Source organism: Providencia sp. PROV073 (assembly GCF_033688125.1).
Taxonomy (GTDB): Bacteria; Pseudomonadota; Gammaproteobacteria; order Enterobacterales; family Enterobacteriaceae; genus Providencia; species Providencia hangzhouensis.
The window spans coordinates 400303-426571 of the sequence record NZ_CP096353.1 but is presented as its reverse complement, the minus strand read 5'-3'; the positions used below and the strand labels follow the sequence as shown (position 1 = coordinate 426571).

Genomic DNA, 26269 nt, shown 5'->3' with positions numbered 1-26269 from the left:
TACGTAACTATTCCCATTAGTTGCGTATTATAGTTATGCAACCTCACTGAATTTATGGCAAAAACGTAATTCCTCACGATAGGCATAAACATCTTCTACGCGCCCCGCCAAAATTCTATTTTGTAACTTTTGCCAATAATCTGCGGAAAATAAATCTGCATGATATTGTTGCAAGTAATGACGAATTTTCTCATTTTGGCAAATAAAAGAAGCAAACTCTTCAGGGAAAACATCTTGCTCACTAATGCTATACCATGGCTCACTAGATAATTCTTGCTCAGGGTATAATGGCTCAGGAATTTTACGAAAATTCACCTCTGTCATATAACAGATTTCATCATAGTCATAAAAAACAACGCGGCCATGACGCGTTACTCCAAAATTTTTAAACAACATATCTCCGGGGAAAATATTCGCAGCCGCTAATTGTTTAATCGCCCAGCCATATTCATTTAATGCATTATGTAATTGCGCGTCAGTGGCATTATCCATATAAATATTCAATGGGATCATCTTTCTTTCCATGTACAAATGACGAATCAATATGTTATCGCCTAAATCTTCAATTTGAGATGGAACCTCTTTCAATAATTCCGCCATTAACTCATCGCTGATGGAAGACTTACTAATCACAAAATTTTCAAACTCTTGGGTGTCAGCCATACGGCCAACTCTATCGTGCTCTTTAACCAAACGATAGCATTCTAAAACTCGTTCTCGTGTTACTTGCTTTTGTGGCGCAAATTGATCCTTAATAATTTTAAAAACACGATCGAAAGAAGGGGACGTAAAGACTAACATCACCATTCCTTTAACACCTGGTGCAACGGTAAATTGCTCTCGTGAAAAATTAATATAGGCGAGATATTCTCTGTAATACTCTGTTTTTCCATGCTTTTGACAACCAATTGCCATATATAATTCAGCAATTGACTTACTGGGTAAGATCTCCCTCAACCAAAAAACCAGTGCTGCTGGAAAAGGGGCATACACCATAAAATAGGACCGAGCAAAACCAAATACAATACTGGCTTCATCAAACTCAGTTAAACACGCATCAATATAAATGCGCTGACAATCATCATGATGAATAGGAAGTAAGAATGGGTGAACCTCATCATTAATATAAATTTTACCAACTAGCCAAGCAGCCTTATTACGGTAAAATAACTCATTTGCAATATGAAAACTGACTTTTTGGGTTTCAATATCAGGAAATTTTGTTTTCAATACATTGATAATACAATGAATATCTAAATCCAAATTACGCCACTTTAGCCTTAGTGGTAACCCACTTAATATTGTGAACAATAACCCCTCTAAATTATTATTAACAAAGTATTCGCGAGCTAGTGGCCTAGGAGAAACAGAAAAACGCCTTGCAGGCTGGGATGTAAAAATAAATAAGTTATCTTGTGTAAGCTCCCGATGCTGAAATAACCGGCAGTAAACTGAATTAAAGAAGCTTTCTGCTATTTCAAACCTTGGATAATCTGGTAATAAGGTTTTATAAACATTTTTTATTTGAGCCAGTTTATCGGGTGTTAAAGATTGAACTAGCCCCATAAACTGTAGCTGAGCGACAACTAAACCAACATGGTGATCATACAGTTGAATTCTTCTTTTCATCGCATGCTGAATTGCATGCCAATCTGCCTGCTCAAACCTTTCTTGTGCACCTGAGGTTATCTCAAGGAAACGACCATATTGAGCATCAAAACCCTGTAAAATGGTCTGAGCTATTATCTGTTCTGTCGTCAATATCATAACCACTCCTATAAGAATACAGACTTATTTTGAATAAAAAACAGGCACTAAACGTGCCTGAAAAATTAACAGATACAGCTAACCAACAGAAACACCGATTGAAAGGGAAACAATCTGACTAGAATTGCTCTTCTTCAGTCGAGCCAGTTAATGCTGTCACTGATGAAGTGCCACCTTGAATAACTGTTGTCACTTTATCAAAATAGCCTGTTCCTACCTCCTGTTGATGCGAAGAGAAAGTATAACCTTTATTAATTGCAGCAAACTCACACTCTTGGACTTTTTCAACATAATGCTTCATGCCTTCACCTTGTGCATAGGAATGAGCTAAGTCAAACATGTTGAACCACATACTGTGAATACCTGCTAACGTAATGAATTGGAAGCGGTACCCCATTGCTGAAAGCTCATCTTGGAATCGTGCGATCGTGCTGTCATCTAAATTCTTTTTCCAATTAAATGAAGGAGAGCAATTGTAAGCTAATAATTTACCAGGGAATTTAGCATGAATAGCTTCAGCAAACTGTCTTGCCGCTTCAAGGTCAGGTTTTGACGTTTCACACCAAACAAGGTCTGCGTAAGGTGCATAAGCTAACCCACGACTAATTGCTTGCTCAATTCCTGCTTTAGTTCGGAAAAAACCTTCAGAAGTGCGTTCCCCAGTAACAAATGCCGCATCATAGGCATCACAGTCAGATGTTAGAAGATCTGCTGCATCAGCATCGGTTCTAGCAACTAAAATAGTTGGCACACCTGAAACATCCGCCGCTAAACGAGCAGCAACCAGTTTTTGAATCGCCTCTTGGGTAGGCACAAGAACTTTCCCCCCCATATGGCCACATTTTTTAACCGCGGCTAATTGGTCTTCAAAATGAACCGCAGCTGCTCCAGCTTCTATCATATTTTTCATGAGTTCGAAGGCATTTAATACGCCACCAAAACCCGCTTCCGCATCCGCGATAATAGGTAAAAAATAATCAATATACTCTTTGTTGTCAGGGCCAATACCATTCGCCCACTGAATTTGGTCTGCCCGACGGAATGTATTATTAATTTTCTTAACTACCGATGGTACTGAATCGACAGGGTAAAGTGATTGGTCCGGGTACATACTCGATGATGTATTTGCGTCCGCCGCTACCTGCCAACCAGATAAATAAATAGCTTCAATACCAGCTTTCGCTTGTTGTAGCGCTTGCCCACCCGCTAAGGCTCCCAGTGCATTTACATAACCTTTCTTTGAACCACCATGTAATTGATCCCAAAAGCGTTCTGCACCTTTACGTGCTAAAGAGTGTTCGATATGCACAGAACCACGCAATTTCACCACTTCTTCCGCTGTATATGGGCGAGTAATACCTTTCCAACGTGGTTGTTTCCATTCATTTTCTAATTGGGCAATTTGTTCTAAGCGCGATGTTGTCATGATCCACTTCCTTTATAAGAATATGTAGGGTTTATCGAATTTTTTATTCACGATAATTAATCTAATAATTGGTATCCAGGGATAGTTAAGAATTCTATAAGCTCATCCTGTGTAGTAATCCGCCTCATCAGTTCTGCAGCCTCACGGAAACGGCCACTTTGAAAACGCTTATCACCAAGTTCTTTTTGGATAACCTGTAACTCTTCATCTAACATTTCTTCAAATAATGCCTTAGTGACTTTTTCACCGGTGGACAAGGTTTTACCGTGGCGGATCCACTGCCAAATTGAAGTGCGTGAAATTTCTGCTGTCGCAGCATCCTCCATCAAACCATAGATAGGTACACAACCATTCCCTGAAATCCATGCTTCAATATATTGCACAGCAACGCGAATATTAGCCCGCATCCCCGCTTCAGTTCGCTCACCGGCACAAGGTTCTAATAACTGGTCAGCTGTAATTTCTTCATCGAAATCACGAGATACATGTAACTGGTTTTGGCGCTCACCAAGTGCTTGATTAAACACGTTCATAACGGTATCCGCTAAACCTGGGTGTGCAATCCAAGAGCCATCATGGCCATTTCTCGCTTCTAGTTCTTTGTCTGCTTTTACTTTCGCTAGAATAGTTTCATTTTCTTCGGGGTCCTTGCTCGGTATAAAAGCAGACATTCCCCCCATCGCAAATGCTCCACGACGGTGGCACGTTTTAATTAATAAGCGTGAATAGGCACTTAAAAATGATTGTGTCATTGTGACAACTTGGCGGTCTGGCAATACTCGGTCAGCATGCTCTTTCAATGTTTTGATATAACTAAATATGTAGTCCCAACGCCCACAATTCAGCCCCACAATGTGGTGACGCATGTGATATAAGATTTCATCCATTTGGAATACAGCAGGTAATGTTTCGATCAGTACAGTTGCTTTGATCGTGCCCCGAGGTATACCCACGGAGTCTTCAGCCAGACTAAAAACATCGCTCCACCATTTTGCTTCCTGACAAGACTCAAGTTTTGGGATATAAAAGTAAGGACCACTCCCTTTTTCTAATAACGCTTGATAGTTATTAAAAAAGTAAATAGCGAAATCAAACAGGCCTCCAGGAATAGGCTTACTTCCTGATAAAACATGTTTTTCATCTAAATGAAGACCACGAACACGAGCAATCAAAACTGCTGGATTTGATTTTAATTGGTAAACCTTTCCATTTTCGTTGGTATAAGAAATATCACCGCGGATCGCATCCCTTAAATTGATTTGGCCATCGATCAATTTTTCCCATGAAGGTGAAAGGGAATCTTCAAAATCTGCCATAAATACTTTTACATTGGCATTTAAGGCATTAATAACCATTTTACGTTCAACCGGACCCGTAATTTCGACACGGCGATCTTGTAAATCTTCAGGGATACTTTGAATTTTCCAATCTGATTTTTTTATGGAATCAAATTCTGAAATAAAGTTAGGTAAAGAACCAGCATCTATCTTTTGCTGTCTGACCTCTCTATCTTTTAATAATTTTTCTCGGCGAGGAAGAAACTCTTCAACTAGTTTAGAAAGAAATGCAATAGAATCAATATGTAACACTTGTCTTTCAAACTGTTCAATATTCTTTGTGAATGTTAATTCCGATATAGATAATTGCTGCTCCATCGACCAAACCCTCATTCATCGTTGACTATGAAATAAGCATAAGATCAAATCAGAAATAAATCAAAAACGATTTCCATTTTAATTAAAAAGTAAAATATCTTATTGATAATAATGAATTTTAAATAAGTTTCCAAATTGATTAATCATTCCTTTAACTAGTCAAAAATGTTAAATAGTCGTTAAATCAACTAATTATAGAAAACTGTATTTTTAAAATTTTTCTTTGAAAACAAAAAAAGCAGCTAATAAATAGCTGCTTTCAGACTAACTGTGGTACCACTTTTACTATATAAGCCTAACTTTAACTGGTATAACCAGTAAAAATACTTATCTTATTATAATTTTTAAATTTATATTTCTTTTTTTAATCTAACGTTGGTTCCATATTAGTAAGATCAAAAGGTGTGATCTGATACACATAATAATTCAACCAATTTGAGAACAACAAGTGCCCATGACTACGCCAGCTCACGAGCGGAGGGTTGCTGGGATCATCATTTTTAAAATAATTGCATGGGATCTGAGGAGAAATTCCAGCATCTAGATCACGCCAATATTCTTGTGCAAGGGTGTCCCCATCATATTCGGGATGGCCTGTCACAAATGCTAAGCGTTTATCTTTTGACCCAAATAAATAAGCACCAGCCTCCTGTGAACTTGCTAAAATCTCTAGATCAGTGTGCTGGCGAATAAGGTCTTCCGGAAAATCAGCGTAGCGAGAGTGAGGTGCATAAAATGATCCATCAAACCCTCTAGTGAGTAAAGCATACGGCTCTAACGTATCATGCTGATAAATACCAGATAGTTTTTCTTCTCTAGTCCATTTTGGTAAGTCATACAAGACCTTTAAAGCCGCTTGTACAGCCCAACAAACGAAAAGGGTTGATGTCACATGTTGTTTCGCCCAAGCTATCACCCTTTCTATTTGTTGCCAGTATAATACGTCATTAAACTCAACCAGACCTAACGGAGCTCCCGTTACAATTAAGCCATCAAAGTTTTGATCCTGTATATCCTCAAAATCGCAATAAAAGGTATTTAAGTGCTCCGTTGGGGTATTCTTTGATTCTCGCTGGTCAATTCGTAATAGTTGAATATCAACCTGTAATGGTGTGTTTGACAGCAAACGCAGAAACTGGTTTTCAGTTTCTATCTTTTTCGGCATCAAATTGAGTATTAATACTTTCAAGGGACGGATCTCTTGATGACTTGCTCTTGTTGTTGTCATAACAAAAACATTTTCTTCTCTCAAGAAATTAACTGCCGGTAGTTCATCTGGTAAACGAATAGGCATCATTCATCCCCCTTTTATCTGTTTATACGTTTAGACTTCTAGAATGCTAAATAATCTAACTAATGTTATCCGTCTTGTCGAGCCTTTCAAGGTTAAATGAAATAATTTCAAGCACTGTAACTTATAGTTTATTTCTAATAATTATATACAGCTATTAACCTTCTTATCTTCAATATATTGTATTAGTGATTACTACTTTTATTTGCCATAAGCTATTAGCAATTATTCTGTGAATTATATTTAAGATACTGTTATTTGATTGGGCTCTTAGCCTAGCTACTATACTGACTTCCAAATTATGATGACGATTTAAATTCAATTAAAATATTAAACCGAAGTTGTTACTCACTACTTTGCATTTAGAATATCTATTCGTCACACCAATACAACCGCTTATCCCCCATTGCTTCTCCTAACTCCTGCCACCCCACCTTCACCAACAGCCACCATCCCCTTCAACAAGTGAGTTGTTACTTACTACTTTGACTCAAGTGGTGTCATTCATCATCGTGATGGGCAAACACCTAATCCACAGTACTCATTTGATATTTTTAAAGTTATCTTTTCCGCAAAACAACAAGTGAGTTGTTACTTACTACTTTGACTCAAGCGGTATCATTCATCACAGTGATGGGCAAACATCCAATCCACAGTACTCTCGTGATATTCTTAAAATTCCGCTACCCTAAACAATCTGTGAGCTGTTACTCACTACTTTGTATTCACAATATCCATTCAGCGCACCAATACAACCGCTCCCCTCCATTACTTCTCCTAGCCCCTGTTATCCCACCTTCACCAACAGCCACCGTCTCCTTCAACAAGTGAGTTGTTACTGACTTCTTTGATTCAAGCTATGTCATTCATCACCATGATGGGGAAACACCCAATCCACAATATTTATTTGATTTTATTAAAATTTCGCTACCCTAAACAATCTGTGAGCTGTTACTCACTACTTTGCATTCACAATATCCATTCAGCGCACCAATACAACCGCTCCCCCTCCATTACTTCTCCTACCCCTGTTATCACACCTTCACCAACAGCCACCGTCTCCTTCAACAAGTGAGTTGTTACTGACTACTTTGGCTCAAGCGATGTCATTCATCACCGTGATGGGGAAACACCCAACCCACAATATTTATTTGATTTTATTAAAATTTCGCTACCCTAAACAATCTGTGAGTTGTTACTCACTACTTTGCATCACGCACTCTCATTAATGATGGTGATAGATAGAGAGAGCCCTAAAAGTAGCTAAAAGAGATGAAGAGAGGATTAAAATTAGGGATTAAAACATTAAGGAGCTAAGAAACTGAGGAACTGAGGAACTAAAACTTAGGCACCCCACCTAACCTCAACATCCACTGTTTTTCTTTTTTTCTCCAAACGCAAAAAAGCCACCCTATGGGTGGCTTTCTCACTAATTTAATGTCTGGCAGTTCCCTACTCTCACATGGGGAGACCCCACACTACCATCGGCGCTACGGCGTTTCACTGCTGAGTTCGGCATGGGGTCAGGTGGGACCACCGCGCTATTGCCGCCAGACAAATTCTGTTTTGTTCCCGTTTAGTTTTTTCTTCACTAAACCAGAACCTCAATCTCAAACAAGCTGCGTGTCCTTCACCCTTCGGCTTCTCACGTTCTCTGAAAAACAACTCTATCTCTCTAAAACACCTTCGGTGTTGTCAGGTTAAGCCTCACGGTTCATTAGTATTGGTTAGCTCAACGTATCGCTACGCTTACACACCCAACCTATCAACGTCTTAGTCTTAAACGTTCCTTTAGGACCCTTAAAGAGTCAGGGAAGACTCATCTCAAGGCAAGTTTCCCGCTTAGATGCTTTCAGCGGTTATCTCTTCCGCACTTAGCTACCGGGCAATGCCATTGGCATGACAACCCGAACACCAGTGGTGCGTCCACTCCGGTCCTCTCGTACTAGGAGCAGCCCCTTTCAATCTTCCAACGCCCACGGCAGATAGGGACCGAACTGTCTCACGACGTTCTAAACCCAGCTCGCGTACCACTTTAAACGGCGAACAGCCGTACCCTTGGGACCTACTTCAGCCCCAGGATGTGATGAGCCGACATCGAGGTGCCAAACACCGCCGTCGATATGAACTCTTGGGCGGTATCAGCCTGTTATCCCCGGAGTACCTTTTATCCGTTGAGCGATGGCCCTTCCATTCAGAACCACCGGATCACTAAGACCTACTTTCGTACCTGCTCGAGCCGTCACTCTCGCAGTCAAGCTGGCTTATGCCTTTGCACTAACCGCATGATGTCCGACCATGCTTAGCCAACCTTCGTGCTCCTCCGTTACTCTTTGGGAGGAGACCGCCCCAGTCAAACTACCCACCAGACACTGTCCGCACCCCAGATAATGGGGCAACGTTAGAACATCAAACATTAAAGGGTGGTATTTCAAGGTTGGCTCCACGCAGACTGGCGTCCACGCTTCAAAGCCTCCCACCTATCCTACACATCAAGGCTCAATGTTCAGTGTCAAGCTATAGTAAAGGTTCACGGGGTCTTTCCGTCTTGCCGCGGGTACACTGCATCTTCACAGCGAGTTCAATTTCACTGAGTCTCGGGTGGAGACAGCCTGGCCATCATTACGCCATTCGTGCAGGTCGGAACTTACCCGACAAGGAATTTCGCTACCTTAGGACCGTTATAGTTACGGCCGCCGTTTACTGGGGCTTCGATCAAGAGCTTCTCCTTACGGATAACCCCATCAATTAACCTTCCAGCACCGGGCAGGCGTCACACCGTATACGTCCACTTTCGTGTTTGCACAGTGCTGTGTTTTTAATAAACAGTTGCAGCCAGCTGGTATCTGCGACTGGCTTCAGCTCCATGAGTAAATCACTTCACCTAATGCCAGCGTGCCTTCTCCCGAAGTTACGGCACCATTTTGCCTAGTTCCTTCACCCGAGTTCTCTCAAGCGCCTGAGTATTCTCTACCTGACCACCTGTGTCGGTTTGGGGTACGATTAATGATAATCTAGAGCTTAGAGGCTTTTCCTGGAAGCGGGGCATGAGCTACTTCATCACCGTAGTGACTCGTCGTCGGACCTCAGCATATAGTGAACCGGATTTGCCTAATTCACCTGCCTACATCCTTAAACCGGGACAACCGTCGCCCGGATAGCCTAGCCTTCTCCGTCCCCCCATCGCAATTATCACCAGTACGGGAATATTAACCCGTTTCCCATCGACTACGCATTTCTGCCTCGCCTTAGGGGTCGACTCACCCTGCCCCGATTAACGTTGGACAGGAACCCTTGGTCTTCCGGCGTGCGGGTTTTTCACCCGCATTATCGTTACTTATGTCAGCATTCGCACTTCTGATACCTCCAGCATGCCTCACAGCACACCTTCACAGGCTTACAGAACGCTCCCCTACCCAACAATATTTACATATCGCTGCCGCAGCTTCGGTGCATAGTTTAGCCCCGTTACATCTTCCGCGCAGGCCGACTCGACCAGTGAGCTATTACGCTTTCTTTAAATGATGGCTGCTTCTAAGCCAACATCCTGGCTGTCTGAGCCTTCCCACTTCGTTTCCCACTTAACTATGACTTTGGGACCTTAGCTGGCGGTCTGGGTTGTTTCCCTCTTCACGACGAACGTTAGCACCCGCCGTGTGTCTCCCGTGATAACATTCTTCGGTATTCGTAGTTTGCATCGAGTTGGTAAGTCGGGATGACCCCCTAGTCGAAACAGTGCTCTACCCCCGAAGATGAGTTCACGAGGCGCTACCTAAATAGCTTTCGGGGAGAACCAGCTATCTCCCGGTTTGATTGGCCTTTCACCCCCAGCCACAAGTCATCCGCTAATTTTTCAACATTAGTCGGTTCGGTCCTCCAGTTAGTGTTACCCAACCTTCAACCTGCCCATGGCTAGATCACCGGGTTTCGGGTCTATACCCTGCAACTTATTCGCCCAGTTAAGACTCGGTTTCCCTACGGCTCCCCTATTCGGTTAACCTTGCTACAGAATATAAGTCGCTGACCCATTATACAAAAGGTACGCAGTCACCCTGATAAATCAAGGCTCCCACTGCTTGTACGTACACGGTTTCAGGTTCTATTTCACTCCCCTCGCCGGGGTTCTTTTCGCCTTTCCCTCACGGTACTGGTTCACTATCGGTCAATCAGGAGTATTTAGCCTTGGAGGATGGTCCCCCCATATTCAGACAGGATAACACGTGTCCCGCCCTACTCGTCGAGTTCACAACACTAACACCTTCGGATACGGGGCTATCACCCTTTACTGCCGGACTTTCCAGACCGTTCTCCTGATGCTAATGCTGATTAAGACTCTGGGCTGCTCCCCGTTCGCTCGCCGCTACTAGGGGAATCTCGGTTGATTTCTTTTCCTCGGGGTACTGAGATGTTTCAGTTCCCCCGGTTCGCTTCGTTTGACTATGTATTCATCAAACGATAGTGCAACGAATTGCACTGGGTTTCCCCATTCGGAAATCGTCGGTTGTAACGGTTCATATCACCTTACCGACGCTTATCGCAGATTAGCACGTCCTTCATCGCCTCTGATTGCCTAGGCATCCACCGTGTACGCTTAGTCGCTTAACCTCACAACCCGAAATTGTTTCAACGTTCACTTTACTGTCATGGCTGTGCGTGCATTCCTTCTTTGTTGGGCAGTGCTCGCAATGCTCACATACTTATGTATGCTGCGCTTGCTGTGCGCTGGCCGCCGCGAAGGACTGACTGCTCGCTCATGCCACTCGCTAAAGTGACCGAAAATTTCAGGTCTGAAATTTTGAGAGACTCTCACATTGTTTAAGCGATAAACAATGTGCGTTGTTTTCAATTTTCAGCTTGTTCCAGATTGTTAAAGAGCATAATTGTTAAACCAACTACAATATAATTGGCTTAATCATTATTGGGGACATCGTCTTTCACTCGATATCGGCGCAATTGGCGTCCCCTAGGGGATTCGAACCCCTGTTACCGCCGTGAAAGGGCGGTGTCCTAGGCCTCTAGACGAAGGGGACACGAAAATTCAATTGCAAAACACCGTTTTGCTATTTTCGTGTAAGTCTTATCCTCTCGAATAAGTCTCCCACGTAAAGCCATTGCTCTACTTTCTATCAGACAATCTGTGTGAGCACTTCACAAAAACACTTCAATGGTAAGGAGGTGATCCAACCGCAGGTTCCCCTACGGTTACCTTGTTACGACTTCACCCCAGTCATGAATCACAAAGTGGTAAGCGCCCTCCCGAAGGTTAAGCTACCTACTTCTTTTGCAACCCACTCCCATGGTGTGACGGGCGGTGTGTACAAGGCCCGGGAACGTATTCACCGTAGCATTCTGATCTACGATTACTAGCGATTCCGACTTCATGGAGTCGAGTTGCAGACTCCAATCCGGACTACGACGTACTTTATGAGTTCCGCTTGCTCTCGCGAGGTCGCTTCTCTTTGTATACGCCATTGTAGCACGTGTGTAGCCCTACTCGTAAGGGCCATGATGACTTGACGTCATCCCCACCTTCCTCCGGTTTATCACCGGCAGTCTCCTTTGAGTTCCCGACCGAATCGCTGGCAACAAAGGATAAGGGTTGCGCTCGTTGCGGGACTTAACCCAACATTTCACAACACGAGCTGACGACAGCCATGCAGCACCTGTCTCAGAGTTCCCGAAGGCACTAAAGCATCTCTGCTAAATTCTCTGGATGTCAAGAGTAGGTAAGGTTCTTCGCGTTGCATCGAATTAAACCACATGCTCCACCGCTTGTGCGGGCCCCCGTCAATTCATTTGAGTTTTAACCTTGCGGCCGTACTCCCCAGGCGGTCGATTTAACGCGTTAGCTCCGAAAGCCACTCCTCTAGGGAACAACCTTCAAATCGACATCGTTTACAGCGTGGACTACCAGGGTATCTAATCCTGTTTGCTCCCCACGCTTTCGCACCTGAGCGTCAGTCTTTGTCCAGGGGGCCGCCTTCGCCACCGGTATTCCTCCACATCTCTACGCATTTCACCGCTACACATGGAATTCTACCCCCCTCTACAAGACTCTAGCTGACCAGTCTTAGATGCCATTCCCAGGTTAAGCCCGGGGATTTCACATCTAACTTAATCAACCGCCTGCGTGCGCTTTACGCCCAGTAATTCCGATTAACGCTTGCACCCTCCGTATTACCGCGGCTGCTGGCACGGAGTTAGCCGGTGCTTCTTCTGTCGGTAACGTCAATCGTTGATGATATTAGCATCAACGCCTTCCTCCCGACTGAAAGTACTTTACAACCCTAGGGCCTTCTTCATACACGCGGCATGGCTGCATCAGGCTTGCGCCCATTGTGCAATATTCCCCACTGCTGCCTCCCGTAGGAGTCTGGGCCGTGTCTCAGTCCCAGTGTGGCTGATCATCCTCTCAGACCAGCTAGGGATCGTCGCCTAGGTGAGCCATTACCTCACCTACTAGCTAATCCCATATGGGTTCATCCGATAGCGCAAGGATCGAAGTTCCCCTGCTTTGCTCCTGAGAGATTATGCGGTATTAGCTACCGTTTCCAGTAGTTATCCCCCTCTATCGGGCAGATCCCCATACATTACTCACCCGTCCGCCGCTCGTCAGCGAGAAGCAAGCTTCCCCTGTTACCGCTCGACTTGCATGTGTTAGGCCTGCCGCCAGCGTTCAATCTGAGCCATGATCAAACTCTTCAATTAAAAAGCTTGATGCTCAAAGAATGTTTACTGTCGTATGTCTTCTTGCGAAAACATATTACCTATTAGTTCATATATATGAATTAACGTGTTAGTCACTCTTCAAGACTTAAAATCAAATATTTTTTTGATAGTGTCCTGTGAGTGCCCACACAGATTGTCTGATAAATTGTTAAAGAGCGCTGCAGCTTTTCTTTATGAAAACCAACCTTTCGGTCGTTGCTGCGAGGAGGCGTATATTACGTTTTCCTCCGTGAGAGTCAAGCAATTTTTTGCTTTTTCTTTTTCAGAATCTCTCGCTGCCGTTTCAGTGTTCATCGCGCTTTGCGTTGTCTTGTTCCCGGTCAGTGGATGCGCATTATAGGGAGTCAGAAAAATCTGGCAACCCCTTTTTTGCATTTTTTTATTCAACTGCTGCATTACACAGCAAAACCCCTACTTATACCGACTTATACACGAAGTTATCCACAACATGAAAATAATTTAAAAATTATCGCGCATTACGCAAACGTTTGCGTTACAATTGGCTCGAAATTTCGGCATTGATTTTGTTTTTATGTTCTGAAATTGTTAGTGACTTATATATTGTTATAGGGAAAGCTGGCCAATTCCGCTTTGCTTTCATCAATAGATATAATAGGTATATAAGAAAAGCTCTTTGAGTTTTTACTGACTGATATTCGTTATTGCCTTATTTATTCAAATCCAAGGGATCTATCTCATGCAACTGCTTCGTCCTATTCGTCGTGCCCTGCTTAGTGTGTCTGATAAAACAGGGGTTGTTGAATTCGCTAAGGCGTTATCTCAACGTGGTGTTGAGCTTCTATCTACTGGCGGTACTGCAAAGTTACTTGCTGAGTCAGGACTAAACGTAACTGAAGTTTCAGATTACACTGGGTTTCCTGAAATGATGGATGGTCGAGTGAAAACATTGCACCCGAAAGTGCATGGCGGAATTTTAGGTCGTCGCGGTACTGATGATGCCATTATGCAACAGCATGATATTGCCCCTATCGATATGGTCGTTGTTAACCTGTACCCTTTTGCCCAAACAGTGGCAAAACCAAATTGTACCCTTGAAGATGCTGTAGAAAATATTGATATCGGCGGCCCAACCATGGTGCGCTCCGCGGCTAAAAATCATAAAGATGTAGCAATTGTGGTGAATAGTAATGACTATCAAACCATCATTGATGAAATGGATAACCACGAAAACTCGCTAAATTGGTCGACTCGGTTTGACCTCGCAATAAAAGCTTTCGAACACACTGCTGCTTATGACAGCATGATTGCGAATTACTTTGGTGAATTAGTTGCCCCTTATTATGGTGATACGACCCAACCTTCTGGCCGTTTCCCTCGCACCTTGAATTTAAATTTTATAAAAAAACAAGACATGCGTTATGGAGAGAACAGCCACCAAGATGCTGCTTTTTATATAGAAGAAAACCCAAAAGAAGCTTCTATTGCAACTGCACAACAAATTCAAGGTAAAGCCCTGTCTTATAATAATATCGCTGATACCGATGCGGCTCTTGAGTGTGTTAAATCATTCGAAGAACCTGCTTGTGTAATTGTCAAACATGCTAACCCTTGTGGTGTCGCTATCGGTGATTCTATTCATACAGCTTATGATAACGCATTCAAAACTGACCCAACGTCTGCTTTTGGTGGCATTATCGCGTTTAACCGTCAATTAGATAAAGAAACCGCTCAAGCGATCATTGACCGCCAATTTGTAGAAGTCATTATCGCGCCTTCTGTTGCTAAAGATGCATTGCCTATTCTTGAGACTAAACAAAACGTTCGCGTACTTGAATGTGGCGAATGGAGCAAACCAGTTGCAAGTTTAGACTTTAAACGCGTGAATGGCGGTTTATTAGTGCAAGACCGTGACTTAGGAATGGTTGAAAAAGAAGAACTTCGCGTTGTGACTAAGCGCCAACCAACTGAACGCGAGCTAAAAGATGCGTTATTCTGTTGGAAAGTCGCAAAATTTGTGAAATCCAATGCTATCGTTTATGCCAAAAATGATATGACTATCGGTATTGGCGCAGGGCAAATGAGCCGTGTGTACTCTGCAAAAATTGCAGGTATTAAAGCCGCAGATGAAGGCTTAGAAGTCGCTGGCTGTGCAATGGCTTCAGATGCCTTTTTCCCATTCCGCGATGGTATTGATGCCGCCGCTGCTGTTGGAGTAACTTGTGTGATCCAACCAGGTGGTTCTATCCGCGATGAAGAAGTGATTGCTGCTGCAAATGAACATGGTATTGCAATGCTTTTCACTAATATGCGTCATTTCCGTCACTAATTATTAGGAGCCTAGTAATGAATATTTTGATTATTGGTGGCGGTGGCCGTGAACATGCCTTAGCGTGGAAAGCGGCTCAATCCCCTTTAGCAGATAAAGTGTATGTTGCCCCGGGCAATGCAGGCACAGCATTAGAACCATCCCTTGAGAACGTTAATATTTCTGCGACAGATATTGATGGGCTGCTCCAATTCGCTAAAGAAAAGCAAATTGGTTTAACGATTGTCGGCCCTGAAGCACCATTAGTTATTGGTGTTGTAGATGCATTTAAGGCTGCTGGCTTAACTATTTTTGGCCCAACCAAAGGTGCTGCTCAGCTTGAAGGCTCTAAAGCATTTACTAAGGACTTTTTAGCTCGCCATCATATTCCTACCGCGGCCTATGAAAATTTTACTGATATTGAACCTGCTTTAGCTTACTTAGATAAAGTCGGTGCGCCAATCGTGATCAAAGCAGATGGTCTTGCAGCGGGGAAAGGCGTTATCGTAGCCATGACTCTGCAAGAAGCAAAAGAAGCTGTTCATGACATGTTAGCGGGGAATGCCTTTGGTGATGCAGGACATCGTATCGTGATCGAAGAGTTTCTTGATGGCGAAGAAGCGAGTTTCATCGTTATGGTAGATGGTGAAAATGTCATTCCAATGGCAACTAGCCAAGATCATAAACGTGTCGGTGATGGTGATACAGGTCTAAATACAGGTGGAATGGGCGCTTACTCCCCAGCTCCTGTTGTGACAGATGAAATACACCAGCGCGTGATGGAACAAGTTATTTATCCAACTGTTAAAGGCATGGACCAAGAAGGAAACCGCTATCAAGGCTTCTTATACGCTGGATTAATGATTGATAAAGCAGGTAACCCAAAAGTTATCGAATTTAACTGTCGTTTTGGCGATCCTGAAACTCAACCTATCATGATGCGCTTGCAATCAGATTTAGTCGCTTTATGTTTAGCGGGGGCGAAAGGTGAGCTGGCAGGTAAAGATTCATTATGGGATGAGCGCCCTGCTTTAGGGGTAGTAATTGCTGCGGGTGGTTACCCAGGTGACTACCACAATGGCGATGTAATTTCAGGTTTACCAACCACCGAAGCGGCTGATAGCAAAGTTTTCCATGCGGGTACTCGCATGAAAGATGGAGAAGTCGTGACTGCCGGTGGTCGCGTCCTATGCGTAACAGCATTAGGTAATGATATCGCTAAAGCGCAAGCCAAAGCTTATGAAGTGGCAAAAACCATTCACTGGAATGATAGCTTCTACCGCAACGACATCGGTTACCGCGCTATTGCTCGCATAAAATAATACAAAGCACCAAACCATTTACTGAGCTGATAAGAGGATACTTTTATCAGCTTTTTTATTGTTGTTTGTACTATCAAACAAGCACTCTAAGGATTTCTGTTCGTAGCTAGACGGCAAGGTGACTAGGCTAAGTCACCGCGGCCAACAATGCTGAAGGTCGAAAGGCTACGAGTTGACGAGCAAAAATATCGGCTCTAAGTATTTCAATTCAGAGCTAGGCGGCAAACGAAGATATCTTAGGGAGCATACATAAGTATGTGACCTAAGTAGCTGAGAGCAGCCAACAACGCTATGGATTGAAAGACGACGAGCGGTGGGTCGAAAGACGACGAGCGGAGATATTACAACGAATCTTCAGAAGGCTGCCAGCGGCAAAAATCAGTATCCGCTACCATCAAAAGCTGATTCCCCTCAGAAGATTCCAACCACGCTAAATTTAGCTGGGAATGCCACACTTTTGCACGGCTCTGTAACCAATTTTCAGCATAGGGCTCAAAAGTCACTTCGCGTACATCACCTTCACAAGTCGTCACTTTACCTTGCTGCCAGCGACCTTGATAGAGTTTGACGCCGCCAACAATAAGTGCGGTGTTTGTCTCGAGTATGCGTTCAGCTTCAAAGCGCCAACGCGTAATTTCATCCGTTGAAAGAGGTGTTTTATAGCCGTCTTGAGTACGCTGCATAAAAATAACCTCATTATTTTTATCGAAGCGTAATTGTTCGGTGATATCACCGTTTTTTTGATTCAAGATTTGGCTGCGAATTTGCCACAGATTGCCTGAACGATATTCGAAGAAATTAACGGAAGTGTCTGTACCTTTATAGGGGCTATAAACCACCATTAAGACCAGAGGCTGGCTTTTTGCATTATTAAGTCGCCACATACGAATGACGCCATCATCGGCAATAAAACCACTTGCACTAAACTCAGGGAGCTTTGGTGCATTAGAAGAACAGGCGCTTAGCATTGAGATAGTTCCCAACACCAGCAACCCTTTTTGAATAAACAAAAGGGGTAGTTTTTTACCCCCTCTGGTGATTCGGCTGTACAATGTTCTTATTTTACAGCTTCTTTCAGTGCTTTACCGGCAGAGAAAGCAGGCACAGTTGTAGCAGGAATCTGGATTTCTGCTTTAGTTTGTGGGTTACGACCAGTACGCGCAGCACGATGGCTAACTTTAAAAGTACCGAAACCGACCAGTTGGACTTGTTCGCCTTTTTTCAGCGTTTCAGAAATAGCATTCAGAGTAGATTCTAATGCTGCTTTTGCCTGAACTTTGGTCAGGTCCGCTGATTCTGCGATAGCATCAACTAATTCAGTCTTATTCATAAATTATCCTTACACAGTGTGTTTATCGTTTGCAAAGCATCGAGTGCGTCGGATATGCCAAATTGACAGCCCCTGATACACGCCCCCGATAGCCACTTCTTCTCGCCCCTAAATGTAGACCAGAGTAGGGGCAAATGTGAAGTCTTAGTACTCAGCATTACTGCGTCAAGTCACGTTTTCGATAATGAAAATGCAAAAATCAGCTTAAAGTAATACCTATATTGCTCACCCCCGCTTCGCGGAGGTCAGATTTTAATCCTTTAATTAACTCTAAGTCGCGCTCTTCACAAGCTGCCAGTAACCGGAAAATGTCCCACTGGATATCCCATTCCTCTTCAACGGCCGGGATTTCTTTGAGTTCTTCTTCTGTCATTTCCCGCCCTGCTTGAGTCATTTCGAGCATGGCAACCGTACGAATGGATGCTTCGCTAACCAATATTGCGTGTTCGAGGGTTTCACCACTCAATTTCGAATGGATAATTTCACCTAACGCAATACAGGCATCAATAGCTGGATACACACCATACATATCGAAATCATCTGCTGATGGGATAATTTCTTCTAATTTTTCTAACTGACTGTCGAAATTGACTTTGCTATCTTTAATGACCAAAGTTTCCCAAACTAAATCAAGGATGGAACGATAAACTTTTGCATCGGCAAATTCAGTTTGCTGACAAAACATTTGAAAGTTCGGATACATTCTTTCACATAGGCTTGCCATGAAAGTTGTATGTTGCCAGCTTTCTAATTTTTCCAACCTCAAATGAATGGGATTTCTTAACATAATTTCTGACTCATCAATCTTAATACTTCGCAGTTTACCTGAAAATCTGTCAATGCCACATATTTTGCTGATAATTAGCTGATTTTCTCATTCATTCGCTTAAAAAACGTTCGATTTGATGCAATTCCGTCAGCAAAACGCGTCGGTTCTGGCAACCGATAACCTTTTAGACACTGCTTTACCCACTCTAAGGAAGAGGAAAAGCCTACTTTATGACCAGGTGAAACATATAATGGTTTGCAGCGTTTTTTGCTCCGCAATACCCAACCGAGTTGATTTTCACCTGCCATTAATGGCTGAACACTTTCGGGTTCTTCACTTAACTCAACCGCATCACCACATAAACGGCTTTTTGCAACGCCAATTGTAGCTATATTAGCTTGTAACCCAAAATGGCAGGCAACACCAAAGCGCCGTGGGTGTGCAATCCCTTGTCCATCTACGAGTACTAATTCAGGTTTATTTTGTATTTTTTCCCACGCCGCCATTAACCCAGGGACTTCACGAAAAGAAAGTAACCCCGGTATATAAGGCAATTGAGTCGGTATTCGTGCTATTTGATACTCAACAAGTTCTAACTGTGGCCAAGATAATACAGCTACCACTGCACGCGTAATAGCGCCTTGCTGTTCAAAGCCCACATCCGCTCCACCAATCAGTTTGAGTGGTGGAAGTTCATCATGCAAAATGATTTTTGAAGCTTGCCTAGTTTGTTCTTTTCGTAACAATTGAGTATCTAAAACCATCATGCGTCCATTGCTTATGAGATTAAATTATTCTTAATCATAGATGATAATGGTGTACTTACAAGATTCTATAAATACACCACAAACCTAGAAGATCAATAAACGATAATTATTGATGATATTGGCGGGATAAACGGTGAACTGCATCCACAAATGCACCTGCATGCTCAGGTGGAACATCCTGATGAATACCATGGCCTAAATTGAATACGTGCCCTTCACCTTGGCCGAAGCCAGATAGAATATTTTGCACTTCTTCTTCTATACGCGCAGGTGGTGCATATAACATGGATGGATCCATATTACCTTGTAAAGCGACTTTATCACCAACACGACGACGAGCATCAGCAATTTCAGTCGTCCAATCAAGGCCTAATGCATCGCAACCCGTTGCCGCCATTTCCTCTAACCACTGGCCTCCACCTTTAGTAAATAAGGTGACAGGAACACGGCGACCATCATTTTCACGAATTAAGCCATCAATAATTTTATGCATATAATTCAGTGAAAACTGTAAATAATCACGCTTAGTTAACACCCCACCCCATGTATCAAAAATCATCACGGACTGTGCGCCTGCACGAATTTGAGCATTCAAGTATAAAATGACACTGTCCGCCAGTTTATCCAATAACAAATGTAATGTGTTCGGGTCTTCGTACATCATCTTTTTGATTTTAGTGAATGCTTTGCTACTGCCACCTTCCACCATATAAGTCGCCAGTGTCCACGGGCTACCAGAGAAACCAATCAGTGGCACATTACCTTCAAGGGCTTTACGGATGGCACGAACGGCATCCATTACATAACCAAGTTCCATTTCAGGATCAGGAATAGGGATGTTTTTTACATCTGCCGCGCTCATAATCGGTTTATGAAAACGTGGGCCTTCACCTGTTTCGAAATATAACCCAAGCCCCATTGCATCAGGGATAGTGAGAATATCAGAAAATAAAATTGCAGCGTCTAATGGAAAACGACGTAATGGCTGTAATGTCACTTCACAAGCCAATTCGGTGTTTTTGCACAGAGCAATAAAATCACCAGCTTCAGCGCGAGTTGCTTTATATTCAGGCAGGTAACGCCCTGCTTGACGCATCATCCATACAGGGGTCACATCTACAGGCTGACGTAGCAAAGCACGTAGATAGCGGTCATTTTTTAACTCAGTCATTATTTACTCCATTATTATAAGTGGCCGCCGCAAATGGCTAAGAGCGAAGTTCATTATTGTATCATGTTAATGATAACAATATCAGCGCTGTGCTATTTTCCCGTTTCATAATCACTTTGACGACACAATGCGACCGTATCTTCAATCAAACGCCTAGCTATGGTGTCCGCGGGTGGGATCAAAGGCAGTTCATTGTAATGATACCAATTTGCGCTCACCAACTCCTTCGGGTCTACTTTAATATCACCACTCTCATAATCCGCGAGAAAGCCCATCATTAAAGAATGAGGAAAAGGCCATGGCTGTGAAGATACGTAGCGAATATTTTTCACTTTTATATTGCTCTCTTCCATGACTTCGCGCATAACAGCCTCTTCTAGTGTTTCACCCACTTCAACAAAGCCCGCTAATACGGTAAATAATGGATTTTGCGAATGGCGCCGGTGCTGAGCTAATAGAATATGGTCATCACGTCGGATCCCCACGATAATACAAGGGGCAATCTGCGGGTAATAGCGCTCATGGCAATGGTCACACAAACACGCCCATTCTGTTTCACTATGGCGCATTGCAGTACCACAATAGCCGCAATAACGATGAGAACGATAAAACTCCGCCAATTGCACGCCTCGCCCAGCGAGACGAAATAAACCCTCATCTTGCGCAGCAACAATACGGGGAGATGCCATATCTGATGGCATTTTTTCGGCTATCAACCAGACAATTTCCCCTTGCCACTCACCAATTGGTGTCGCTATTTTTCCTTCTAACAAATAGTCCTTTGCCATGCCTCGTGGAATATCTCCATGAGGTAGCCACAAACGCCCGGAAAAACAGATAAACCACCAACCACTTTCAGTTCCTGATAATTTTAACTTATTCATTTTTCATATCTTTTGTTAGTTTTTATTGTCGAAAAAATAAATCTATTAATGACACAATACACTTCTTTGGCGCAATGTCATTCAAACGTTTGTTTCATTATTTTTCATTATCAATTTTGACACTTTTTAGACGTTCCATTCCATAAAATGTCTAAAAACTGTCATAAAAAGGTCAACTAACTGTCACCTCTTAAAATTAGGATGCTAAGTAACCAATACGGTTCACCGTTCTTCAAAAGTGAGAAAATAATGAAAACTATCGTTCCTGCGATTTTACTATCATTGACTGCATCCAGTGTGACATTAGCTGCTGATGCTAATTTAGCAGAGTTAATCGATGCAGCGAAAAAAGAAGGGCAAGTTTACAGCGTTGGAATGCCTGACTCTTGGGCTAATTGGAAAGGAACTTGGCAAGACTTAGCTACGCAATATGGGTTGAAGCATCAAGATACCGATATGAGCTCCGCCCAAGAAATTGCCAAATTTGCCGCAGAAAAAAATAATGCGACCGCAGATATTGGTGATGTAGGTGCCTCTTTTGGGCCTGTTGCCGTGCAAAAAGGTGTGACTCAACCTTATAAACCAACAACTTGGGCACAAATTCCTGATTGGGCAAAAGACAAAGACGGCCATTGGGCTTTAGCCTATACAGGGTCAATTGCTTTTATGATTAATAATGATCTAGTGAAAGATGCGCCGAAAAGCTGGGATGACCTATTAAAAGGGAAATATAAAGTCACCGTTGGGGATGTTGGAATCGCTGCACAAGCCAATAATGCTGTACTGGCCGCCGCATTTGCCCGTGGTGGTGACGAAAATAACCTAAAACCTGCCATTGAATTTTTTGCTGAACTCGCCAAACAAAAACGCCTATCCGTTAATGACCCAACTGTCGCAAATATCGAAAAAGGTGAAGTCGAAGTTGGCATCTTATGGGACTTTAACGCACTGAATTACCGTGATCAAATCAACCGTGATCGCTTTACTGTCGTGATCCCATCTGACGGTTCTGTCATTTCAGGTTACACCACTATCATCAATAAATTTGCCAAAAACCCAAATGCAGCAAAATTAGCTCGTGAATTTATTTTCAGTGACAAAGGCCAATTAAACCTTGCTGAAGGCTACGCTCGGCCAATTCGTGCACAATATCTAACATTACCTGACGATATTAAAGCCAAATTATTACCAGAAGAACAATATAAAAATGTTCAGCCAATTAAAAATGCAGATGGCTGGGAAAAATCGTCCCGTAATCTCCCTAAAATGTGGCAGCAACAAGTTTTGATCCACCAGCAGTAATTTAATGTATTGATTTTAGGAAAAGTTAATGTCTGAGAAAGTCATACTTGTTGTCCTAGACGGTTTAAGTTATTCAGTAGCCCATCATTGTATGGGCTATCTTAACGGCTTAATCAAAGCCGACAGTGCAACACTTTACCAATTAGAGTGCGAGCTTCCTTCGATGTCTCGCCCTTTATATGAGTGCATACTAACGGGAGTTCCTCCTGTCAAAAGCGGTATTGTGAATAACCAAATTATCCGTTTATCCCATTTTGACAGCATATTCTCTCTCGCGCGCCTTGCCGGCAAAACGACCGCCGCCGCCGCTTATTATTGGGTGAGTGAGCTGTATAACCGAGCGCCTTTCGTCGCAACAAGAGACCGTCTTACTCACGATGAATCGCTAGCTATCCAGCATGGCTGCTTTTATCAAGCAGACCATTACCCTGATGATCACTTATTTGTCGATGCGGAATATTTACGCACTCAATTTAACCCTGATTTTTTATTGATTCACCCTATGAATATAGACGACACCGGGCACAAGTTCGGTTTTGATTCGCCGCAATATCGTAATGCAGCACGCCATGCAGATATCATCCTGTCGAATTATATTCCCACATGGATTGAGCAAGGTTATCAAATCCTGATCACTAGTGATCATGGGATGAATAATGATCGTAGCCACGGAGGGACACTTCCTGAAGAGTGTTTAGTCCCATTGTTTGTCGTCGGTTCGCAATTTTCTCATCAACCCTGCGATATTGAGCAAACCGCGATTTGTGGAACCATCTGTCGTTTACTTGGTGCCAACTCTCTGGATAAACCTGTTTGTGATGCACTATTACGAGGAGGTTTGTAATGGCTGATATCCCTGCTTCCTGTGAGCAGACATTCCAACCACAGGGAAAAATTGCCATGTTAAAAAAACGCTTTGCTCGTTTTCATTGGCGCGCTGCACTGCTACTGCTACCATTCTTTGTACTATTTAGTTTATTCCAAATCGCCCCAATGATTTGGGTGCTCATTAATAGCTTTATCTACGAAGAAGCATGGTCATTAGGTAACTATCTTGAAGTATTCAATAATGATTTTTACTTGCAAGCGTTTGAAAATACCTTATGGCTTTCCATTAGTTGCAGTGTAATTGGCTTATTCATTTCGAGTATCACGGCATTTTCCATTTATAAAATGCAAGGGAAAATTCGCCGGATAATGATTTCCTTCACCACCATGGCCAGTAATTTCAGCGGTGTTCCTCTTGCTTTCGCATTCATTATTATTTTGGGCTTCAATGGGGCGATTACCTTGCAACTCAAGTCATGGGGGATTATCGAAGATTTCAATATCTATAGCGCCAGCGGGTTAATGCTGTTGTATGTATATTTTCAGATCCCATTAGGTGTTCTGTTGCTTTATCCCGCCTTTGACGCACTAAAACCTGAATGGGAAGACGCAGCAAAAACGATGGGAGCAAGCAAACTAACCTATTGGCTAAAAGTTGCTATTCCGGTGCTTTCCCCTGCTCTACTTGGCACCTTTATTATCCTAATTGCTAATGCAATGGGCGCATACGCCAGTACCTATGCGTTAACAAGTGGTAATTACAACCTTGTGACTATCCGAATTGCCAGTTTAGTTTCCGGTGATTTATTTCTCGAGCCGAATATGGCTGCGGCTTTATCAATGCTACTTATCACTATCTTAGCTTTTATCACGGCTATCCATCATTGGTTAATCAAGCGGAGCTACCATGCAAAATAATAATGCGATTAGCCCAGTTATAACCAATAGCAATAAACCCTCTGGATTATTGCTTCATAAGTTAGTACTAATCAGTGTTGCTAGCCTATTAGCGCTACCTATTATTGCCACATTTTTGTATTCCATCGCCAGCTCTTGGGGAGCCACTGTGCTACCTGATGCCTTGTCGATTAAATGGTATCTACAATTGTGGCAAGACCCGCGTTTTCTCATGGCATTTGGTCGTTCATTAATAATTTGCTTTGGTACGTTACTGGTTAGCACATTAATTATTTTACCCATGACGTTTGCGGTATTTTATCGGTTCCCCAAACTCAAAGGGATGATGGATTTACTCATTATTTTGCCTTTTGCGATCCCGCCTGTGGTCTCATCGGTTGGCTTGCTGCAAATATTTGCTGATGAACCATTCATGTTGGTTGGTACACCTTGGATCCTGATTGGTACTTATTTCACCATCACGTTACCTTTTATGTATCGTGCTCTTGCGAATAGCTTTCAAGGCATTAATTTACATGACTTAATAGATGCCGCGCATTTACTGGGTGCCAGTACCTTCCAAGCCTTTATGATGATTGTGTTACCCAATATTCGCAAAGGTATGTTGGTCTCATTATTAATTTCATTTTCATTTTTAATGGGTGAATTTGTGTTTGCCAATATCCTTGTGGGAACACGTTATGAAACCTTGCAAATCTATCTTTTCAATATGCGACAAACCAGCGGGCATTTCACTTCTGCTCTGGTGATGTCATATTTTCTGTTTACCTTATTGCTGACATGGTTAGCAATGCGATTAAATCGTTCAGGAGATGAATGATGAGTTATGTTATTGCGGAAAATTTAGCCAAGTCTTTTGGCACTAATCAAGTATTTGCTGATATTCAATTTACTATCGAAAAAGGCGAATTTATTACCCTACTTGGGCCAAGTGGTTGCGGCAAATCGACTTTATTACGTTGTATCGCAGGGCTTGAACAACTTAATCATGGTGAACTTTATATCAATCGCCAGAATGTAACCCACCAAGCCGCACAACAACGCGGTGTTGGCATGGTGTTCCAAAGTTATGCGTTATTTCCCAATATGACTGTGGTTGACAATATCGCGTTTGGTTTGAAAATGCGTAAATTTGATAGCCAAGCCAGATCTAAAGCGGTCGCTGAAGTGATTGAATTAGTTGAGTTACAAGGAAAAGAACAACAATTTCCCCATCAACTATCAGGGGGACAGCGCCAACGAGTAGCACTTGCAAGAGCATTAGTGATGAAACCGCAAATTTTGTTACTTGATGAGCCGCTTTCAGCTCTTGATGCACGGATTCGCAAACACTTACGCCAGCAAATTCGCCAAATTCAACGTGAATTAAGCTTAACTACCATTTTTGTTACTCATGACCAAGACGAAGCGATGATCATGTCCGATAGGATCTTTTTGATGAATAAAGGGCAGATCGTGCAAAGTGATACGGCAGAGAATATTTATACCCAACCAGCAACAGAATTTGTCGCTCGGTTTATGGGGCATTACAACCTTGTTGATTCCGAAAAGGCCAATACGATGTTAGGCCTTAATTTACAAGGTACACTTGCTATCCGCCCTGAGTCTATATATGTCAAAGAAGCGGGGCGCCAATACGGTAGCCATATTTCTCACCCTGTTGATGCCGTGATATTGGACCATCAGTTGCTTGGCAATATTATTCGTTATAGTGTGAATACCCCTGCAGGTGATATGACGGTGGATTTACTTAACCGCTCATCTGAGCGTTTATTTGAACCTGGAACTCGCCTTGAACTTATGTTTAATAAAAATGAAATTCGCACACTTAGTTAATAAGTAGA

At 42.8% G+C, this 26269-nt stretch carries 18 protein-coding genes, 1 tRNA gene and 3 rRNA genes; 7 read left to right on the top strand and 15 right to left on the bottom strand.

The window, feature by feature from the left end:
• Positions 1 to 33: 33 nt before the first annotated feature.
• From aceK to M1F17_RS01840, 9 genes are all read right to left on the bottom strand, one after another.
• Positions 34 to 1767, bottom strand: coding sequence for a bifunctional isocitrate dehydrogenase kinase/phosphatase (aceK, locus tag M1F17_RS01880; RefSeq protein ID WP_094962868.1), 1734 nt, complete (start codon positions 1765 to 1767; stop codon positions 34 to 36).
• A 118-nt stretch (positions 1768 to 1885) separates the two neighbouring features.
• A complete protein-coding gene (gene aceA, locus M1F17_RS01875; protein ID WP_318837196.1) occupies positions 1886 to 3193 on the bottom strand; it encodes an isocitrate lyase in 1308 nt (435 codons plus the stop codon).
• A 56-nt stretch (positions 3194 to 3249) separates the two neighbouring features.
• A complete protein-coding gene (gene aceB, locus M1F17_RS01870; RefSeq protein ID WP_164454919.1) occupies positions 3250 to 4848 on the bottom strand; it encodes a malate synthase A in 1599 nt (532 codons plus the stop codon).
• 364 nt (positions 4849 to 5212) lie between these two features.
• Positions 5213 to 6142, bottom strand: coding sequence for a homoserine O-acetyltransferase MetA (metA, locus tag M1F17_RS01865; RefSeq protein WP_094962873.1), 930 nt, complete (start codon positions 6140 to 6142; stop codon positions 5213 to 5215).
• A gap of 1436 nt (positions 6143 to 7578) precedes the next feature.
• Positions 7579 to 7694 (bottom strand): 5S ribosomal RNA (gene rrf, locus M1F17_RS01860).
• Positions 7695 to 7835: 141 nt separating this feature from the next.
• Positions 7836 to 10744, bottom strand: a 23S ribosomal RNA gene (locus M1F17_RS01855).
• A 349-nt stretch (positions 10745 to 11093) separates the two neighbouring features.
• Positions 11094 to 11169 (bottom strand) — tRNA-Glu (locus M1F17_RS01850).
• A 138-nt stretch (positions 11170 to 11307) separates the two neighbouring features.
• Positions 11308 to 12847, bottom strand: a 16S ribosomal RNA gene (locus tag M1F17_RS01845).
• The 16S, 23S and 5S rRNA genes sit together here with 1 tRNA gene alongside, the layout of an rRNA operon.
• Positions 12848 to 13039: 192 nt before the next feature.
• Entirely contained in the window at positions 13040 to 13264 is a 225-nt protein-coding gene (locus tag M1F17_RS01840) for a hypothetical protein (protein ID WP_144140726.1), read from the bottom strand.
• Positions 13265 to 13565: 301 nt separating this feature from the next.
• Between M1F17_RS01840 and purH the strand changes: the two genes are divergently transcribed.
• Together purH and purD are read left to right on the top strand one after the other, a co-directional pair.
• Positions 13566 to 15155: a bifunctional phosphoribosylaminoimidazolecarboxamide formyltransferase/IMP cyclohydrolase gene (gene purH / locus M1F17_RS01835; RefSeq protein ID WP_004264527.1), complete on the top strand. Its 1590-nt coding sequence runs from the start codon at positions 13566 to 13568 to the stop codon at positions 15153 to 15155.
• A 17-nt stretch (positions 15156 to 15172) separates the two neighbouring features.
• Positions 15173 to 16456 carry a phosphoribosylamine--glycine ligase gene (gene purD, locus M1F17_RS01830; RefSeq protein WP_094962812.1) on the top strand — a complete coding sequence of 428 codons (1284 nt, stop codon included), beginning with the start codon at positions 15173 to 15175 and terminating at the stop codon, positions 16454 to 16456.
• A 341-nt stretch (positions 16457 to 16797) separates the two neighbouring features.
• Here purD and M1F17_RS01825 read toward each other — a convergent pair whose 3' ends face one another.
• The 6 genes from M1F17_RS01825 to nudC form a co-directional block, all read right to left on the bottom strand.
• On the bottom strand, positions 16798 to 17442 hold the full coding sequence (locus tag M1F17_RS01825) for a DUF1481 domain-containing protein (protein ID WP_318837195.1): 645 nt from the start codon (positions 17440 to 17442) through the stop codon (positions 16798 to 16800).
• A gap of 71 nt (positions 17443 to 17513) precedes the next feature.
• Positions 17514 to 17786: an HU family DNA-binding protein gene (locus M1F17_RS01820; protein WP_004264522.1), complete on the bottom strand. Its 273-nt coding sequence runs from the start codon at positions 17784 to 17786 to the stop codon at positions 17514 to 17516.
• Positions 17787 to 17985: 199 nt separating this feature from the next.
• The gene (locus tag M1F17_RS01815; protein WP_004264521.1) at positions 17986 to 18573 is read right to left on the bottom strand and encodes a YjaG family protein; all 588 of its coding nucleotides are present in this window, start codon (positions 18571 to 18573) and stop codon (positions 17986 to 17988) included.
• A 74-nt stretch (positions 18574 to 18647) separates the two neighbouring features.
• Positions 18648 to 19319 carry a deoxyribonuclease V gene (nfi, locus tag M1F17_RS01810; RefSeq protein WP_050763795.1) on the bottom strand — a complete coding sequence of 224 codons (672 nt, stop codon included), beginning with the start codon at positions 19317 to 19319 and terminating at the stop codon, positions 18648 to 18650.
• Positions 19320 to 19428: 109 nt separating this feature from the next.
• Complete coding sequence (gene hemE / locus M1F17_RS01805; protein ID WP_004264519.1) at positions 19429 to 20493, bottom strand: uroporphyrinogen decarboxylase; 1065 nt, start codon at positions 20491 to 20493, stop codon at positions 19429 to 19431.
• Positions 20494 to 20585: 92 nt separating this feature from the next.
• Complete coding sequence (gene nudC / locus M1F17_RS01800; protein WP_004264517.1) at positions 20586 to 21377, bottom strand: NAD(+) diphosphatase; 792 nt, start codon at positions 21375 to 21377, stop codon at positions 20586 to 20588.
• A gap of 249 nt (positions 21378 to 21626) precedes the next feature.
• On the opposite strand from nudC, the gene M1F17_RS01795 reads away from it, so the two are divergent.
• From M1F17_RS01795 to M1F17_RS01775, 5 genes are read left to right on the top strand one after another with little or no spacing between them, the layout of a single operon-like run.
• Entirely contained in the window at positions 21627 to 22679 is a 1053-nt protein-coding gene (locus M1F17_RS01795; protein ID WP_094962814.1) for an ABC transporter substrate-binding protein, read from the top strand.
• 28 nt (positions 22680 to 22707) lie between these two features.
• The gene (locus M1F17_RS01790; protein ID WP_094962815.1) at positions 22708 to 23523 is read left to right on the top strand and encodes an alkaline phosphatase family protein; all 816 of its coding nucleotides are present in this window, start codon (positions 22708 to 22710) and stop codon (positions 23521 to 23523) included.
• Positions 23523 to 24425 carry an ABC transporter permease gene (locus M1F17_RS01785; protein WP_144140724.1) on the top strand — a complete coding sequence of 301 codons (903 nt, stop codon included), beginning with the start codon at positions 23523 to 23525 and terminating at the stop codon, positions 24423 to 24425. The genes M1F17_RS01790 and M1F17_RS01785 overlap by 1 nt, the downstream gene beginning before the upstream one ends.
• Complete coding sequence (locus M1F17_RS01780; protein ID WP_094962817.1) at positions 24415 to 25245, top strand: ABC transporter permease; 831 nt, start codon at positions 24415 to 24417, stop codon at positions 25243 to 25245. The genes M1F17_RS01785 and M1F17_RS01780 overlap by 11 nt, the downstream gene beginning before the upstream one ends.
• Positions 25245 to 26261, top strand: a complete 1017-nt coding sequence (locus tag M1F17_RS01775) for an ABC transporter ATP-binding protein (protein WP_094962818.1) — start codon at positions 25245 to 25247, stop codon at positions 26259 to 26261. The genes M1F17_RS01780 and M1F17_RS01775 overlap by 1 nt, the downstream gene beginning before the upstream one ends.
• Positions 26262 to 26269 lie beyond the last annotated feature (8 nt).